Origin of the sequence: Actinomadura sp. KC216 (genome assembly GCF_004348535.1) — a bacterium.
Lineage (GTDB): Bacteria > Actinomycetota > Actinomycetes > Streptosporangiales > Streptosporangiaceae > Spirillospora.
Window position 1 is genome coordinate 1 of sequence record NZ_SMJX01000016.1, and the last position, 16,505, is coordinate 16,505.

The window sequence follows — 16,505 nt, forward strand, 5'->3', positions numbered from 1 at the left end:
GTCCAGCCCCGAAGCACCGCGTCCGCCCCATGGACCCCCATCCCCGGCTTCAGCCCGCCTAAGGGCACTCCCGGTCGCAGAACCGCTCTCCCCGTGGACGGCCGCCGGGTCACCGATCAGTGAACTGGCGGACGTCGTTCACCAGGTAGGCACACGGGCCATGGGTACCGTCCTCCCGAGGCGCGGTCGGACTGCCACCCGGCTCCTTGACCCGCCTGCCGTTCCGCTGATCGGGGACGGCGGTGTGCGGCACCTCGAACCACACCCGCAGGCGCCCGTCGTCGAGCTGCTCGAACCCCCACGACTTGGTGAGCATCGCCAGCATCGGCAGGCCGCGCCCGTGAACGCCGTCCGGGTCGTGCCGCCGCTGCGGGACGGTGGCGCCGCCACCCTCGTCCGTCACCTCGATCCGGATGTTGGCGGCGTCCACGTACGCGTCCACCTCCACGATCCGGCCGTTGCCGTGCACGACCGCGTTGGTGAGCGTCTCCGAAAGCAGCAGGACGCTGTCGTCACACGCGCTGTGCCGCTTGCCGAGAATGGGCTCAAGGCGGCCCAGCAGCCACCGGCGCCCGTTCACCACGTTCTGCGGCGCGGACGGGATGACGCACGTCCCCAGGTGATGCCGCTTCACCGCACACCCACCGTCCGCAGCCCCCGCCCCGCCACCCACAGCACGGACTCCCCGTCCGTCGGGTGGACGAGCATGGACGTGCCCAGCTCGCGATCTCCCAGCTTGAGATACAGATCAGCCAGGAGGCTGAACCGCACCTCGTGCGGCCGCTGATCCGTCGACAACATCGGACGCCCCTTCTCGCTGCACGCGGGCACCACGAATCCCCAACTTTCTTCCGTGATCACCCATACACCGTGCGTAATCTCTCGCTAGGGTCTGAGCATGCAGCGGACGAGATGAGTTTGTAAACCCAAAGAAGTGAACTCGCTCAAAGAATCATGGTCCGCGCGGTGGGCATATACCAACAGGAGGTACGAACGTGGCGAGTCGGACAAGCCCCACGGTCCGCAGACGGCGCCTCGCGTCCGAAATGCGACGGCTGCGCAAGGAATCAGGAAGGACCCGCGAAGAGGCGGCCCGCTTCGCGGACATCGCGCCCGCCACGGTCAGCCGCATCGAGGCCGCCGTCCACGCGCCGAAGGTCGCCGACATCATGGCGCTCTGCAAGTTCTACGGCCTGGACGACGAACGCACGGAGGTCCTGGTCACCCTCGCCCGCCAAAGCCGCCAACGCGGCTGGTGGCAAAAGTATGGAGACGCGATCCCAGCCTGGTTCGAGGTCTACGTCGGTCTCGAAGAAGAAGTCTCCGAGCTACGCTCCTACCAATCAGAGGCGGTCTTCGGCCTCCTACAGACGGAAGCGTACGCCCGTGCCGTGTTGCTTGCGGACGACGACGTCTCACCCGACGATGGCGAGCGCATGCTCGAAGTCCGCATGCGGCGACAGAAGGTGCTCGAAGGCCCGGATCGCCCGAAGCTGTGGATCATCCAGAACGAAGCGGCTCTACGTAGGGAGGTAGGCGGCCAGACCGTCATGCGGGAGCAGCTCGACCATCTCACGGCCCTGTCGCGGATGCCCGGGATGACCATCCAGGTGCTTCCGCTGGTCAGCGGCGCGCACCCGTCCATGCACGGCGCTTTCGAGATCCTCAGCTTCCCAGACCGCCGTGATCCGGACGTCGTGTACGTTGATTACCGAAACGGCTGCATTTACCTTGAGGAAGCAGAAGAGGTCGACGACTACGTACAGCTCTTCAACCAGCTTCGAGCGAGGGCGCTCGGCCCCGACGAGACACGTGCATTGATCGCTCAGCTAGCTCGGCAGTAGGCGTGACACAACAGGAAGTGGAGGTCTCCATGATGGACCTCACTCAGATCACATGGCGCAAGGCCCGCAGCAGCGCCAACAACGGTTCATGTGTCGAGGTCGGTGCGTGGCGAAAGAGCAGCCGCAGCATCGGCAACGGCGGCGAGTGCGTTGAGGTGGCGGCGGACGAGGCGGTGGTGTTGGCGCGGGACTCCAAGGATCCGGACGGGCCGGTGCTCGGCTTCGGGCCTAAGGCTTGGGCCGCCTTCGTCGCCACCGTAAAAACCGGCCAGCTCGACCGCCGCTAGACACACGCTGCCGCGCAGCGTCCACGTTCGACCGCACCAACCTGGTGATCGGATGATCGTCACTCAGTATCCGCTCACAATCGGACAGCGTCTGCTCGAACAACGAGATCGCACGTCCCAGATCACCAGCCGCCCCAAAAGCACCCGCCAGGTTGTTGCAAGAGATCAGCGTATCGGGATGATCCCTGCCCAACACCCGCACCCGATCAGCCAGCGTCTCCTCGTACAGCGGAATCGCGCGTTGCAAATCACCAGCCACATCAAAGGCACCCGCCAAGTTGTTACGAGAGACCAGCGTATCGGGATGATCCCTGCCCAACACCCGCACCCGATCAGCCAGCGTCTCCTCGTACAGCGGAATCGCACGCCCCACATCACCGGCCATCTGGTAGGCATAAGCAAGGTTGTTACGAGAGGCCAACGTGTCCGGATGATCCCCACCTAACACCCGCACCCGATCAGCCAGCGTCCGCTCTAACAACGGAATCGCACGCCCCACCTCACCAGCCACCTCAAGTGCAGCCGCCAGGTTGTGACGAGAGATCAGCGTGTCTGGGTGATCCTCACCCAACACCCGCACCTGATCAGCCAGCGTCCGCTCATACAACGGAATCGCACGCCCCACCTCACCGGCCATCTTGTAGGCATAAGCAAGGTTGTTACGAGAGGCCAATGCTTGGGGATGATCCTCACCCAACACCCGCACCCGATCAGCCAGCGTCCGCTCATACAACGGAATCGCACGCCCCACATCACCAGCCGCCCCATAAGCACCCGCCAGATTGTTACGAGAAATCAGCGTGTCCGGGTGATCCTCACCCAACACCCGCACCCGATCAGCCAGCGTCCGCTCAAACAACGGAATCGCACGCCCCACATCACCAGCCGCCCCATAAGCACCCGCCAGATTGTTACGAGAGGCCAGCGTGTCGGGATGATCCTCACCCAACAGCTGCTCAGAATCAATCAGTGCCTGCTCGCACAGCGGAATCGCGCGTCCCAAATCCCCAAGTGCCTCATAAACACCCGCCAGGTTGTTACGAGAAATCAGCGTGGACGGATGATTTTCACCCAACACCCGCACCTGATCAGCCAGCGTCCGCTCATACAACGGGATCGCACGCCCGAAGTCACCAGCTGTCTCATAAGCAACCGCCAGGTTGTTACGAGAAGTCAGGGTGGCGGGGTCATCTTCACCCAGCATCCGCTCCCGACTGGTCAAAGCGCGCTGGTAGTAAGTGATGGCGCGTTCAACGGCTCCTTGGCCCTGCAGGAAAAACGCAGTCCAATGGAGTAGAAGCGCAGTGTTGATCGTGTCGGTCTCGGGGTTGGCGTGGTCGGCCAGTGCGGTGATGTGGGGAAGCAGAGTCCACCAGACCGGCCATTGAGCCGGATCGTTGACCATGGTGGGGCGGACCTTGCTGAGCAAGGCGGTGGCCTGGGTGCGGGCGTGGTCGATGTCGTCGGCGCGGCGGTGGGGGTCGCCGTCGTCCTCAACCGGGCGCGGGTCGGGGGTACGGGCGACGGCCTGCAGCAGGCGGTGCACGGCGATGGTGTCGGCGTCCAACGTGATCATGCTGTAGGCGGCCAGGTCGCCGAGCGCGGTGGCGAGCGGGACCGGGGCGTCGAGCGGTTCGAGCAGGTTGCGAGGGATGTCGTCGGGTGCCCACCACGCCAGAATTCGCAGCAGTTCTCCGGCGAGTGGCGTGGTCGTGGCCAGGTGGTCCAGGGTGAGGCGCCAGATCCGGGCGATGGTGCGTTGCGGGTCGGTGCCACGAGCGGTCTGGTCGTACAGCGCCGCCGGATCAGCGTGCAGGAGCTGCAAGTAGGCGGCCGGGGACAAGCGCGTCTGGCGTATGTAAGCACCGGCCTGCCTGATGGCCAGTGGCAGATGGCCCAGCTCGGCGCACAGCTCTGCGGCACCGTCCAGATCGGCGGCCGGGCGGCCGTTGGCGACGATGCGGGCCAGCAGGTCTTGCGCCTCGGACGGGCTGAGCACGTCCAGCTCGATCAACGCCGGGACGAGGTCATACCACCCTTCCCGAAGTCGAGTGGTGATCAGGAACCGGCCGCCGGGTGCGCTGGTCAACAGCTCGCCCACGTGGGCGGGATCGGTGACGTTGTCGAGCACCACCAGCCAGCCGGTGTGGGCGGCCAGCCACCGCCGCGCCCAGGCCGCCCGCTCCTTCGGCGCGACCGCCGCCGGTGCGCTGCGGCTCATCTCCGGCACCAGCAGCCCTGCCAGGTCGGCCAGCCCGGCAGTGACGTTCGCCGCCGAGTCGGCGGTGATCCACCACGTCAGGACGTGAGCCTCGGCGTGACGGTGTGCCCATTGGGCAGCGAGCGTGCTCTTGCCCACTCCGCCGAGCCCATGGACTGCCTGCACCACCACCCCGCCCGGGTCCGCGAGCGCGGCGTCCAGTTCGGCCAGCTCCTCGCCTCGTCCGACGAACATCGTGGTGCGGAGTGGCAGCGTCGGCGGCGTCCAGGGTGGCGGCTTTACCTCTTCGGGGCGCGGCAGCGGCGCCGCCTGGTACACGTTCGTGGACGAGTTGACGATGTCGCCGCCGGCAGCCATCGACCCGGGGCCAGGGGCTTCGACATGCTGGTCGCGCCGTTCGTCGTCCCGTCCCGGCCCGCTTGGAGAGGGGCCGCCTCGCCCGCGCCTCATGGCGTCGCCGGGTCGTCGCCTGTGACCTGGGTGTGGGAGTCGTCCACGTCGTTCCCGGCGGCGATCGCGCCGAGCCCTGATGCGCTGACTCCCTGACCGGTGTCCGGGCCTGGTGGGGTCGTTGCGCCTGCGGGCGGTCGCGTCACCTTGGTCGAGGATCCCTTCACCGAGCCGCCTGCGGCGATCGCACCGTCGCCGGACGCCGACACTCGGGCTGGACGTGCCGGGTCCGGGTCTGGCGTCGCGCGGTACGTCAGCCAGGCCAGCAGGGCCGCGCCGGTCACCACGAACGCCACCGTCGCCGCCACCCATGCCACGTCCCACTGCTGGGTCAGCATGCCCGTGGCCACGTTCACCACCGCGCCGACCACCACACCAACTGCGGCCGCGGCCGCCTGATGCCGCCTAGCGCTCACATCGTCTCCCGCAAATACCGGCCCGGGCGACGTGCCCGCGTTACTTCGATTGTTACGCGTCTCCCGCTGACCCACCGACGCTTTGCCGCACCTGGCCGTGACCGTTCGGCGGCGCAGCCGCAGCCACGTCCTGTTCAGAGGGTGCGGTATTCCGCCTGCGGCGATGTCAACCTCACATCCTTCGGCCCGGTATTGAGATTCTGGAATGAAGCCCCCGACCGCGGAATACACCTTGAGACGCCACGGGGCAGGGAGTACCGCGTGACCCGACCCTGACCGCGTCGGCGACATTGACGGCAGAGAAATCTTAACCCCGGCACGCTATGTCAATTGCGGCAAGCGTAGCTTGGCTGGAGTGGTCGGCAGCCGTATTGGCCACCGTCCATAAAAGGGGTGGCATGGAGCGGTCCATGAGAGGCGAAGCGGCCGCTTCCGGCCGTTCCTGGACGTGCGAACTTCCTGCTCACCGTCCTATAGCGATCTCGAACATTGATTGGAACGATTCTCTGTCAAAGAGTCGGCATTGACACTCGATAATCGATGATCAAGGTGAGCTGAGACGCGACTCCACCTGGCAATTGCAACGAGATCGGAAGTTGAAAAACTCTGATTGACAGTACTTGACCATAAAAGTTACTCTTCACATCAGATCCCGGGTCTGTCTTCATTGGCGGCGTCCGGTCAATCCGGAGACCCGGCGCCGCCTCCAACGTCTCCCCCCGAGCAGAGGAATAGCATGCGTAAAGGGATCGCATTTTCCGTGGCTGCCGCGGCGCTGGCCATGACCGCAGCGTCGGTCACTCCCGCTGCCGCGTCCGAGAATCCGCTGGCGCAAGACCCGCCGCCGACCGGAGTCACCATGAAGCTCGTGACCGTCAACGGCAGCGGCTGCCCGGCCGGCACCGCCGCGGTCGCCCTGGCACGCGACTTCAAGTCGTTCACAGTCACCTACTCCGCGTACATCGCCCAGACGGGCGGCGCGTCCAAGCCCATCGACGCCCGCAAGAGCTGCCAGCTCAATCTGGACGTCTTCGTCCCACACGGGTTCAGCTACGCCGTCTCGAAGACGGAACACCGGGGCTACGCCTCCCTGCAACCCGGGGCGAAAGCCACACAAGTCGCCAGCTACTACTTCCAAGGCGAGACGGACACCAAACAGATCTCACATCACCTCGCCGGCCCTCTCAAGGACGACTGGCAGTTCAACGACACCGTGCCCTTCGCGCAGCTCGTATGGTCGCCATGCGGCGAGCAGCGGTACTTCAACATCAAGACCGAAGTACGGGTGGACGTAGGGACCGACCCGGCGAAGGTCAGCTACATCGGTGTGGACTCCATCGACAACACCATCAAGACGACCTACCACTACAGCTGGAAGAAGTGCTCGTAATCGGGCCGTCCGTCTCCGATCAACCTCCTACGGAAAGAACAAGGGTCCATGCGTGAGGGAGTGGTTCGCCTCTCCGCTCTCGCGTTGACCGCGGGCATTGCCCCCGCGGTGTCGGCGGCGGCGGCGTCAAACGCCCCGCCGCCCTCGGGGGCCGGTGGCCTGGTCATGGCGTGGTGGGGTGGTGAGGCGAGCGTGGGGGAAGCCATATCCAGGCGTTGGTGCGGGTTTCCTTCACTAAGACGCGGATGGGGCGGTAGGCGTCCCGGTCGATGAGGCCGCCGCGATGGGTGGCGTCGTCGAAGAGCGAGCCGCTGACGATGAGGCCCAGGTCGGCGTCTGGTGTGTCGGCCATGACGCGCTTGAAGGCGGGGGCCTCCAGGTGCCGGAACAGCTCTACCGGGGCGCGGCCGACGATGCCGTGCTCGTCGTGCTCGGCGTGTCCGTAGTGCACGGCGGCGCGGAGGCGGAGGCGGTGGGCCGAGTCGAGATAGCGGTTCTCGCGCCGCAGGACGGCGGCCAGGTGGTGGCCGAAGGGATCCAGGAACCGGCAGGGATCCACCTCGCCGGGAGCGACGATGAGGGCCCCGTCTCCGCGATCCTCATAGTGGCAGTCCGCCAGGGAGAGGCCCGTGATCGTGAGGGCCTGCGCCACTCCTCGATACATGCTCGTCCGCAGCCTGATTTGAAGGTCCAGGTCGCGGCGCAGGTCGCCGAAAGCAATGATGTCGACGGCGACGAGAGGTTTGTGCATGGTTGCTGACTTCCGGTTCCAGGAGACGGGTCGAGTTGGTCGTCGGCCCAGAACTCTTCGAGTTCGTGAGCACTGAGTTGCGCGACGGGGACCGGGCGCAGCCCTCTGCCGGTCCGGGCCGCCCAGACCACGAACAGCGCGCAGGCGACGTCGCGCCAGAATGCGTCGGCTTCGTCGAACAACGGGATCGGTAACGAGCGCAGCATCGGCGGAGACATCCCCTTACGGGTGGCCGGCGGGTCGGTGGAGATTCTTGCGGCGCATTGCCGTCCTCGCGCCCGGGACTCACAAGTCCGGACGAATACGAACGCGATCTTGAACGGTCCATACTCCGATCCCGGACCGCTCGGCTACCGGGGTCATTCGGGCGCGCGGGGCCGTGGCCCCGCGCGGCACATCCGTTGTGTGTCCTAATACACAGTCGGTGCCCCGTGCGTGGCTACGCTGTATCGTTGCGCGCAACCTTCGCCCGAACTCGCGGCAAGGAGTCACCGTGACAGACGAACAGAAGCGCATCGTCGACGAGTTCTCACGAGATTTGCACGACGCCTACGGCAGATCGGGGATCGCCAGCTTCAGTGAGCTCAAAAGGCGTTTGGACGCACCCACGAAAAAGGCGGGTCCGGGAGGGCCCGGGATCACCAATCTGAGCAGGACGGCCGCGTGGACGACCCTCAAGGGCAAGCGAAAGCAGCTTCCCGCGTGGGATCAGGTCGCCCTGCTCCTCCGTGTCTTCCGCGCGGCGGCCGCGGAGCGGAACATCGACCCTTCGCGAGTCGGAACGCTCGACGAATGGAAGCTCAAGCACGAGACGGCGACCGCCGCCTTTCGCGCGGCGGCGAAATCACCGGCGTCCCGGATTCCGGCGAAAACGGCTGCCGACGCGTGCGATGCCGCCGGTTCCGCGGGTGGCGCCCAGGTCTGGTGGAGCAGCTATTCCGACATCGTCCCCGCACGGCTTGAGCGGTATCTCAACCATGAACCGCTGTCCGACCTCATCTTCTGCTACGGGCATCTCGATATCCCGGGCCTGCTCCAGACGCCCGAGTACGCGGCCGAGTTCTTCCGGCTGCGGTACGGGCACGAACCACGGGAGCGGCTCGCGCGCCGCGTCCAGTTGAGGATGCACCGGCAGCGGCACCTCAACCGCCGCAAGGGGCGGCCGCACATGTGGGCGGTTCTCAACGAGGGCGCGCTGCGGTCCGATGTGGTGAGCACGGCGACGATGCGGGCACAGGTCCGTCACCTTCTGGAGCTGGAGCGGCACGTGTGCATCCAGATCATTCCCGCGTCCGATCCGGCTCACGATTCGGCTGACGGGCCCATTACGATCTTGCGGTTCGAGTCGCTCCAACTCCAGGATCTCGTGTATCTGGACCATGCCGATGGGCCCCTCTACCCGTCGGACGAGAAGGACGTCGGGCACTACCTGCACGCGTTCCACAAACTCGGTCTCGCCGCACTGAAGCCCGAGCCGTCCAAGACGTTCATGCGCAGTATCGAAACCGAAATTCAGTAACATTCTGGCCTGCCGGGGCGGCAGGGGTTGCCTGCACCTTCCCCGATACACAGGATGGGTGGGTACCCGTCCAACGCCCCGGTGGAGACCAGGATGAGCAGCGACGACGATTTCTTCAACATCGCCGAGCAGGAGCACGCCGCCGGTATAGACAGATCCATACCGCATTCGGCGCGAATCTGGAACTATTGGCTCGGGGGCAAGGATAATTTCCCGGTCGACCGCGCGGCGGGCGATCAATATGTGGAGACCTTCCCGGGCATCATCGCCATCGCGCGTCTCACCCGCCACTTCCTCAAGCGGTCCATCCGATTCCTGGCCGAGGACGTGGGCATTCGCCAGTTCCTGGACGTGGGCACCGGCCTGCCCACCGTCGACAACACCCACGAGGTCGCCCAGCGCATCGCGCCGAACGCCCGCGTCGTCTACGTCGACAACGACCCCCTCGTGCTCCTGCACGCGCACGTGCTCCTCACCAGCACTCCCGAAGGCAGCACCGAATACGTCGAAGCCGACATGCACGACCCGCAGGCGATTCTGGAGGGCGCCGCACGGACGCTGGACCTGTCCAAGCCCGTCGGCCTGACCTTCATGGGCGTCCTGGGCCACGTCGAGGACGACGAGCAGGCCGCCGCCACCGTGGCACACCTGATGGACGGCCTGGCGCCGGGCAGCCACCTGGCCATCGCGGACGGCGCCAACACCATCTCCGCCGAACTCGCCGAGGCACAACGCACCTACGATGAGGGCGGATCGGTTCCTTACAAAATCCGCTCGGGCGACCAGATCCGCCGGCTCTTCGACGGTCTGGAACTCCTTCCCCCCGGAATCGTTCCCTGCCTCGATTGGCGTCCTGAAGTCACCTCCGTCGAACCCCCTCCCGCCATCCAGCCCCTCGCGGGAATCGCACGCAAGCGCGGGTAATCCGCACCCGAACGCGCCTCCCAAGCCACTGACTCCGGCCATATGGAGTGTGCAGGAATACGACGACTATCCTGGCGCAGATATCTCAACTCTTAATGGTCCGTGTGGCGCTTGAGTAGGTCCCCAGCAAGGAGGGGTTGCGTTACGGTGGCGGGCATGGGACTGGACGTCGAGAGAGCGTTAAGGGAACAGATCGCCTACTACCGGGCTCGTGCGCCGGAGTATGACCGGGAGTACGCCGAGCGGAGCGATGACATGCGGCTCCTGCTGCCGGTGTTCAACGAGTTCCCGATCGTCGGGAACGTCCTGGAGCTGGCCTGCGGCACCGGGCAGTGGACGACGCTCCTGGCTCCTCGGGCTCGCTCCCTGACCGCCGTCGATGCGGCTCCCGAGACGATCGCCATCGCCCGGGAGCGGGTCGCTCCCGCGCAGGTCGAGTTCGTCTGCGCCGATCTGTTCGACTGGCGCCCGGAGCGGACGTACGACACGGTCTTCTTCGCTTTCTGGCTCTCGCACGTCCCGCCGAGCCTCTCGTCCCGCTTCTGGCAGATCGTGGCGGACGCCCTCGCCCCCGGCGGCAAGGCCGTCTTCATCGACAACGGGCCGGGCGAGGCCGCGATCGAGGAAGTGCTGGCCGGGGACGACGTTCCCGCCGTGCGGCGCCGGCTGGACGACGGCAGCGAACACCGCGTCGTCAAGGTGTTCCATGAGGCCGACCAGCTCGCCCGGGACCTGGACGGATGGGGCTGGACGAGCGACGTGCAGCCGGTCGGCCCCAACTTCATCGCAGGGGTCGCCAAACCCCGGACGGGACCGGGCCTATGAGCACGCGCATCTCGTCGACCTGGCACTGGGCCTGGTCACGTGAGTCCGTTCTCGAGATCACGGCTGGGAACGCAGAGGCGCCGCCGCCGGTGTCCGGCTGGGCGGCGGCGACCGGTGAGGCGATCTTCATCCGGGTCGCCCAGGAGGTCACGGAGAAGGTCGTCACGTTCGAGCTGTGGGACGGCGAGCCGGCCCCGTCGCCCGGCGATCCCCTGCCCGAGACCGAGGAGACCTTCGCCCTCGACGTCCCCACGGGGAGGCTGGCGTTCAGCGGACGGCACGGGCTCCTCCGGAACGGGTTCACCGTGCGTCCCGGCCGGTATCACGCACGCGTCGCCGGACGTAACCGCGAGCTTGCCGCCCGAGGCGGCTTCGACGGGCGGGAGTCCTACACCGTCCAGCTGTGGCCGGAGAGCGTGGACAGCGCGAGTGGGCTCGTCGCGGCCGCTGAGCGGGTGGCGATGACCGGTTACGGCATCTTCGGCTTCTACGACGACGGAGACGACGTCCCCGAGCCCGAGGTCTCCGACACCTGGTTCTCCGCGACGCGCGGCGCGGTGCACGTCCGGCCCATGTGCGAGCTGCCCGAGCCCGGCATCCGGTTCGAGCTGTGGAGCGAGGCTCCGCCTTCCGACGTCACCGACGCCGGGGACGAGCCGGAGGTGGAGACGCGGCTGAGCTTCCGGGCGACGCACGGGTCGATCGGGGTGCAGGGCGTCGCCACCGGGAGCCACCCGGGGGTGTTCGAGCTGCCGCCCGGCTGGTATCACCTCCACCTGCTCGGCTACCGCCGCAGCGTCATGCCCGGCATCGAGAAGGACCTCTACGCCCGGAACGTCGCTCCCGGCGATGAGGAGTGGGAACGCGCCGAGGGCATCGAACGGTACGTCGCGAGGTTCTGGCCGGATCAGGAGGCCGAACGGCGCCATGCCGCGGAGGAACGGCCGCCCGAACGCGACGAGCGTCTCGAAGCCATCCGCGCCTGGGCCAAGGGCCGGGGATTGGCGGTCAACGACTCGGGGCCGCTCCCCGCCGCGATCGTCGCCATGTACGACGCCAGTCACTAGGTCTCGGCGGTCTTCTCCCGACCGTCCCCAGCCGCTCCCGGTCACCTTCGTGGAGGTTGCGGCGTCATGGGGGCGATAACGTCTGCGGAAGGGGGAGTGTGACCGTGAATTCGTCCGAGTTTCTGGCCATGCGGTTCGAGGAGCACCGTCCGCACCTGAAGGCGGTCGCGTACCGGATGCTCGGTTCGCTGGCCGAGGCCGATGACGCGATCCAGGAGGCGTGGCTGCGGCTGGCCCGGTCCGACGACCGCGAGATCGACAATCTGGGCGGCTGGCTGACCACCGTGGTCGGCCGGGTGTGCCTGGACATCCTCCGTGCGCGCAAGCGGCGGGGCGAGGAGTCGCTGGAGGCTCGGCTGCCCGATCCGGTCGTCGGACGGGAGGACGGCAGCGACCCCGAGCAGCAGGCGCTGATGGCCGATTCGGTCGGGTTGGCGCTGCTGGTGGTGCTGGAGTCGCTCAGTCCCGCTGAGCGGCTGGCGTTCGTGCTGCACGACATGTTCGGGCTGCCGTTCGAGGAGATCGCGCCGATCGTCGACCGGACGCCCGCGACGGCCAAGAAGCTCGCCAGCCGCGCACGGCAGCGGGTTCGCGGCGCGACCCCGCCGCCGGACCCGGATCCGGCCGGGCAGCGCCGGGTGGTGGACGCCTTCCTGACCGCCGCGCGCGGCGGCGACTTCGACGCCCTGCTGAGCCTGCTGGACCCGGACGTGGTGCTGCGCGCGGACGGCGGTGTCCTCGCCGGCGGGCTGCGGGTCCTGCGCGGCGCGGACGCGGTGGCCGGGCAGGCCGCCACCTTCCAGCGGATGGCCACGACCGCCACCACGCACCCCGCCCTGATCAACGGCCTGGCCGGGCTGGTCAACACCGTCGACGGGACGCCGATCTCGGTCATGAGCTTCACCGTCGCCGGGGGCAGGATCGCCGGCATCGACATCCTGGCCGACCCCGAACGGCTGGCCACGCTCGATCTGGCCTCCACCACGGACTGACCGTCCCGCCCGCGGCCCCCTTCCGATGACCCGGATCATCGGAAGGGGGCCGCTGCGCGTTCGGGGCCGCGACGGGCCGAAAAGTCTTTGAAGAAATCCGGCTCAGCCGGTCACCTCCGCCGATGCGGGGTCGTCAGTGCGGTGAACGAGCAGATCAGGCGGGCGCGAACGGCCCGCCCCACTGAAAGGACATCCCGTGAACGAGACCCTCGCCTCCCGGTTCGGCGACCCGCAGCAGCTCGTCCCCGAGCTCGGCGCCGCCAGCGCCGCCCTTTTCAAGATCGTCGGGAACGGGGCGGTCGCGCGGAGCACCATCGGCCTGGTCCACCTGCGTGCCGGGCAGCTGGTCGGCAACACCTATCTGACGGTGTTGCACACCGGCAACCTGCGCCGTGCGGACGTGCCGGAGGAGAAGATCACCGCTGTGGCGTCCTGGAAGGACGCGCCCTACTTCACCGACGCCGAGCGGGTGGCGCTGGAGCTGGTCGAGGCCGTGCTCACGCCCGCCGCGCAGGGGGAACGCGTCCCCGACGAGCTGTACGCGCGGGCCGCCGAGCACTACGACGAGGCTGCGCTGGCGACGCTTGCCATGGCGATCGGGCAGGTCAACTTCTTCATCCCGCTCGCGCTGATCGGCAAGCCGCTGCCGGGGGTTTCGCCGGCCGAGCAGTGGCGTCCGACCACGGCCGAATAGCCCCTCGACGGTTCCCGAAAACCCGGTTCCGGGGCGGACGTCCCCCGTGGTCCGTCCCGGAACCCCACCTCTGAGATACGCCCCTCCCCCTGTTCGCCGCGGCCCAGCCTGACGGCCGCCGACGGTTCTGCGCCGTCGCCCTTCTTCCGCCTTGCCTCCCGCACGGGATCGGTGCGCGTGACCATGCCGCGCCGACACGATCCCGGTTCCGGCGGGACCTCACCGAAAGAAATGATCATGACGTATGCCTCCAGGCGGGGGCTCGCGCTCGCGCTGCTCGCCGCCACCCAGTTCGTCCTGGTGCTGGACGCCTCGATCGTCGGCGTGGCGATGCCGTCGATCGGGACGGACCTGAAGTTCGCCCCCGGCGACCTGTCCTGGGTCGCCAACGCCTACACCCTGACCTTCGGCGGGCTGCTGCTGCTCGGCGGCCGCGCCGCCGACCTGGTCGGCCGCCGCCGCATGTTCATGCTCGGCATGGCCCTGTTCGCGGCCGCGTCCCTGGCCGGCGGCCTGGCGACGACCGGCGGGATGCTGGTGGCCGCCCGCGCCGCCCAGGGCATCGGCGCGGCCCTGGTGTCCCCGGCCGCGCTGTCGCTGGTCATGACGGTCTTCCCGGCCGGTCCCGAACGCAACAGGGCGATGGGGGTGTTCGGGGCGGTGGCCGGCGCGGGCGGCGCCGCCGGGTCGATCCTCGGCGGCATGCTGACCCAGTGGCTGGGCTGGGAGGCCACCCTGTGGGTGAACGTCCCGATCGGGCTGGCCGCGCTCGCGCTGGCGCCGCGGCTGCTGCCCGAGGCGTCCGACCGCACCGCGCGGGGGTTCGACCTGCCCGGCGCGCTGACCGCCACCGCGGGGCTGGCACTGCTCGTCTACACCCTGGTCGAAGCGGACGGCTCCGGATGGACCTCGCCGCGCACGCTCGGCCTGGGCGCGCTGGCCGTGGCGCTGATCGGGCTGTTCTTCCTCATCGAGACGCGGGCGGCGCACCCGCTGGTCCCCTTGAATATCTTCCGGCAGCCGGTGCTGCGCGGCTCCAACGTGGTGGCGCTGCTGACCGTGATGGCGATGGCCCCGCTGTTCTTCTACCTGACCTTCTACATGCAGCAGGTCCTCGGCTTCGGTCCCGTCCGGGCCGGGATGGCGCAGCTGCCGCTGGCACTGGCGATCGCCGTCACCGCAGGCGCCGCGGGCGCGCTCATCGCCCGCCTGGGACTGCGCGCGACGATGGCGACCGGGCTGGCGGTCACCGCCGCCGGACTCGCCTGGTTCTCCCGCATGTCCGCCAGCGGCGGTTTCCTCACCGACGTGCTCGGCCCGACGCTGGTGATCGGAGTCGGCGCGGGACTGGCGTTCGTCACCACCACGGTCGGCGCGACGTCCGCCGCCCGCCCCGAGCAGGCCGGCCTCGCCTCCGGGCTGTTCAACACCGCCCAGCAGGTCGGCGGATCGCTCGGTCTGGCCGCCGTCGTCGCGATCTCCACCGCCCGCACCACCGGAGCCCTGGCCGACGGCGAACGCGTCGCAGCCGTGGCGCTCACCGACGGCTACCGCGCCGGGATGCTCGCCGCCGCCGCGGTGGCCCTGGCCGCAAGCCTCCTCACCGCCGTCCTCCTGCGGCACCGCGCAAACGCGACCCCCGACCTCGAACCCGCCCCGGTCTCCGCGCCGGTCATCGAGCCTGCCGCTAAGCCGGTCCCCGAACCGATCGGTGACACCACCACCATCTGATCCCCCCGGACCTCGCAAAGGGGCCGACCGCGCAGACCCCAGAAACACAGAGCCCAACCACGCAGAGCCTCAACAAACAGCGCCCAACACGTTGAGCCCGGACATACATCGAAGGAGCGTCCGACCATGGTTTCCCCCGAGATCCACAGCTCTCGCCGCGCGACCGCCGGGACCGGTACCACCTGGCATGGTGCCTGGACGGCTGCGGTCATGCGGCCGTCCGGGGCGCCCTGGTTCGCCACCTGGGCCGAGCGGGGCTTCGCCGACGAGTCGGTCCGGCAGGTCATCCGCGTCAGTACCGGCGGCACCGACGTCCGGATCCGGCTGTCGAACGCCTACGGCCGCACGCCCCTGCACGTCACAGGCGCCACCATCGGCCGCACCGCCGGTGGCGCGGCCGGTGGCGCGGCCGTGCGGCCGGGCACGATCCGGCAACTGCACTTCGCGGGCTCACCGTCCACCACCATTCCCGCGGCGGGGCGGGCCGTCAGCGACCCGGTCGCGCTGGCCGCCGAGCCCCGCGACCAACTCACGATCACGCTGTACTTCGCCGGGGCCACCGGCCCGGCCACCTACCACCAGCTCTCGATGACCACCACCTATCGCGCCACCGGCGACCACCACCGCGACCCGGCAGCCGCCGCCTACACCGACGCGGTCGAGCCCGGCTTCGGCTCCTGGTACTACCTGGAGGGCGTCGAGACCTCCGGCGGCCGTCCCCACCACAGGGCGGTCGTCGCCTTCGGCGACTCGATCACCGACGGGTTCGGCGCGACCGTCGACGGCGACGACCGCTACCCCGACGCGCTCGCCCGGCGCCTGCTCGCCGCCGGCCGCCCCCACCCGGTGCTGAACGCCGGCATCGGCTCCAACAAGCTGCTGACCGACTCGGCCTGCGGCGGTGACGCCGGCGTCTCCCGGTTCACCCGCGACGCCCTCGACCAGCCCGGCGTCGGCACGGCGGTCGTGCTGATCGGCGTCAACGACATCCAGCTCCACGACGACCGCATGTGCGGCGTCGACCGCGACGACCCGCCCGTCACCGCGCGGCGCCTGATCGACGGATACCGGACGCTGATCCGCGCCGCCCGCGCCCGCAACGTCAAGATCATTGGCGGCACGCTCACCCCCTTCCAGGGGTCGGCCGGGTGGACCGACGAGGGCGAGAGCATCCGCGACGAGGTCAACCGGTGGATCCGCTCCGGCGGCGCCTTCGACGCCGTCGCCGACTTCGACCGCGCCCTCGACCCCGCCGGCACCGGCCGCATCCCGGACGGCCTGCACATGGGCGACCACATCCACCCCAGCCCGGCCGGATACCGGGCCATGGCCGACGCCATCAACCCGGCCGCCCTGGAGCGATGACGCCGCCCTTCCCGCGCCGGCCGCCTCGA

The 16,505-nt window shown here is 68.4% G+C and carries 16 protein-coding genes; 11 read left to right on the plus strand and 5 right to left on the minus strand.

The features are described from left to right. Window positions 1-109 precede the first annotated feature (109 nt). On the minus strand, window positions 110-634 hold the full coding sequence (locus E1264_RS04830) for an ATP-binding protein (protein WP_165964007.1): 525 nt from the start codon (window positions 632-634) through the stop codon (window positions 110-112). Next, window positions 631-801 (minus strand): hypothetical protein, encoded by a 171-nt coding sequence (locus E1264_RS43090; protein WP_165964008.1) that lies wholly within the window; start codon window positions 799-801, stop codon window positions 631-633. Before E1264_RS43090 ends, E1264_RS04830 begins: the two co-directional genes overlap by 4 nt. A gap of 194 nt (window positions 802-995) precedes the next feature. Between E1264_RS43090 and E1264_RS04835 the strand changes: the two genes are divergently transcribed. After that, entirely contained in the window at window positions 996-1,844 is an 849-nt protein-coding gene (locus E1264_RS04835) for a helix-turn-helix transcriptional regulator (protein WP_132169963.1), read from the plus strand. Between the two features lie 29 nt (window positions 1,845-1,873). Beyond that, on the plus strand, window positions 1,874-2,131 hold the full coding sequence (locus tag E1264_RS04840; protein WP_347813361.1) for a DUF397 domain-containing protein: 258 nt from the start codon (window positions 1,874-1,876) through the stop codon (window positions 2,129-2,131). On the opposite strand, the gene E1264_RS04845 is transcribed toward E1264_RS04840, so the two are convergent. Both E1264_RS04845 and E1264_RS04850 read right to left on the minus strand, forming a co-directional pair. Then, on the minus strand, window positions 2,073-4,709 hold the full coding sequence (locus E1264_RS04845; RefSeq protein ID WP_207935717.1) for a tetratricopeptide repeat protein: 2,637 nt from the start codon (window positions 4,707-4,709) through the stop codon (window positions 2,073-2,075). The two genes, E1264_RS04840 and E1264_RS04845, sit on opposite strands and share 59 nt — an antisense overlap. A gap of 89 nt (window positions 4,710-4,798) precedes the next feature. Further along, complete coding sequence (locus E1264_RS04850) at window positions 4,799-5,218, minus strand: hypothetical protein (RefSeq protein WP_132169965.1); 420 nt, start codon at window positions 5,216-5,218, stop codon at window positions 4,799-4,801. Window positions 5,219-5,954: 736 nt separating this feature from the next. Here E1264_RS04850 and E1264_RS04855 point away from each other — a divergent pair. Further along, the gene (locus E1264_RS04855) at window positions 5,955-6,608 is read left to right on the plus strand and encodes a DUF4360 domain-containing protein (RefSeq protein WP_132169967.1); all 654 of its coding nucleotides are present in this window, start codon (window positions 5,955-5,957) and stop codon (window positions 6,606-6,608) included. A 163-nt stretch (window positions 6,609-6,771) separates the two neighbouring features. Here the strand turns inward: E1264_RS04855 and E1264_RS04860 are convergent, their stop codons facing one another. After that, window positions 6,772-7,359 (minus strand): hypothetical protein, encoded by a 588-nt coding sequence (locus E1264_RS04860; protein WP_132169969.1) that lies wholly within the window; start codon window positions 7,357-7,359, stop codon window positions 6,772-6,774. Between the two features lie 424 nt (window positions 7,360-7,783). On the opposite strand from E1264_RS04860, the gene E1264_RS04865 reads away from it, so the two are divergent. The 8 genes from E1264_RS04865 (at window position 7,784) to E1264_RS04905 (ending at window position 16,476) form a co-directional block, all read left to right on the plus strand. Further along, entirely contained in the window at window positions 7,784-8,878 is a 1,095-nt protein-coding gene (locus tag E1264_RS04865) for a DUF5753 domain-containing protein (RefSeq protein WP_132169971.1), read from the plus strand. A gap of 93 nt (window positions 8,879-8,971) precedes the next feature. Next, window positions 8,972-9,802, plus strand: coding sequence for an SAM-dependent methyltransferase (locus E1264_RS04870; protein WP_132169973.1), 831 nt, complete (start codon window positions 8,972-8,974; stop codon window positions 9,800-9,802). Window positions 9,803-9,958: 156 nt separating this feature from the next. Then, window positions 9,959-10,627, plus strand: a complete 669-nt coding sequence (locus tag E1264_RS04875; RefSeq protein WP_132169975.1) for a class I SAM-dependent methyltransferase — start codon at window positions 9,959-9,961, stop codon at window positions 10,625-10,627. Beyond that, window positions 10,624-11,694 (plus strand): Lsr2 family protein, encoded by a 1,071-nt coding sequence (locus E1264_RS43095; protein WP_165964009.1) that lies wholly within the window; start codon window positions 10,624-10,626, stop codon window positions 11,692-11,694. Before E1264_RS04875 ends, E1264_RS43095 begins: the two co-directional genes overlap by 4 nt. 104 nt (window positions 11,695-11,798) lie before the next feature. Next, window positions 11,799-12,686: an RNA polymerase sigma factor SigJ gene (gene sigJ, locus E1264_RS04890; protein WP_132169981.1), complete on the plus strand. Its 888-nt coding sequence runs from the start codon at window positions 11,799-11,801 to the stop codon at window positions 12,684-12,686. A 196-nt stretch (window positions 12,687-12,882) separates the two neighbouring features. Beyond that, on the plus strand, window positions 12,883-13,380 hold the full coding sequence (locus E1264_RS04895; RefSeq protein ID WP_243710749.1) for a carboxymuconolactone decarboxylase family protein: 498 nt from the start codon (window positions 12,883-12,885) through the stop codon (window positions 13,378-13,380). A 237-nt stretch (window positions 13,381-13,617) separates the two neighbouring features. After that, window positions 13,618-15,111, plus strand: coding sequence for an MFS transporter (locus E1264_RS04900; protein WP_207935718.1), 1,494 nt, complete (start codon window positions 13,618-13,620; stop codon window positions 15,109-15,111). A gap of 126 nt (window positions 15,112-15,237) precedes the next feature. Continuing rightward, window positions 15,238-16,476 carry an SGNH/GDSL hydrolase family protein gene (locus tag E1264_RS04905; RefSeq protein WP_132169987.1) on the plus strand — a complete coding sequence of 413 codons (1,239 nt, stop codon included), beginning with the start codon at window positions 15,238-15,240 and terminating at the stop codon, window positions 16,474-16,476. Window positions 16,477-16,505: the final 29 nt, after the last annotated feature.

Coding starts and splice junctions, on each gene's coding strand:
- E1264_RS43090 (WP_165964008.1), bottom strand. CDS start 801: ATGTTGTCGACGGATCAGCGGCCGCACGAGGTGCGGTTCAGCCTCCTG.
- E1264_RS04840 (WP_347813361.1), top strand. CDS start 1,874: ATGATGGACCTCACTCAGATCACATGGCGCAAGGCCCGCAGCAGCGCC.
- E1264_RS04845 (WP_207935717.1), bottom strand. CDS start 4,709: ATGGCTGCCGGCGGCGACATCGTCAACTCGTCCACGAACGTGTACCAG.
- E1264_RS04855 (WP_132169967.1), top strand. CDS start 5,955: ATGCGTAAAGGGATCGCATTTTCCGTGGCTGCCGCGGCGCTGGCCATG.
- E1264_RS04860 (WP_132169969.1), bottom strand. CDS start 7,359: ATGCACAAACCTCTCGTCGCCGTCGACATCATTGCTTTCGGCGACCTG.
- E1264_RS04870 (WP_132169973.1), top strand. CDS start 8,972: ATGAGCAGCGACGACGATTTCTTCAACATCGCCGAGCAGGAGCACGCC.
- E1264_RS04875 (WP_132169975.1), top strand. CDS start 9,959: ATGGGACTGGACGTCGAGAGAGCGTTAAGGGAACAGATCGCCTACTAC.
- E1264_RS43095 (WP_165964009.1), top strand. CDS start 10,624: ATGAGCACGCGCATCTCGTCGACCTGGCACTGGGCCTGGTCACGTGAG.
- E1264_RS04900 (WP_207935718.1), top strand. CDS start 13,618: ATGACGTATGCCTCCAGGCGGGGGCTCGCGCTCGCGCTGCTCGCCGCC.
- E1264_RS04905 (WP_132169987.1), top strand. CDS start 15,238: ATGGTTTCCCCCGAGATCCACAGCTCTCGCCGCGCGACCGCCGGGACC.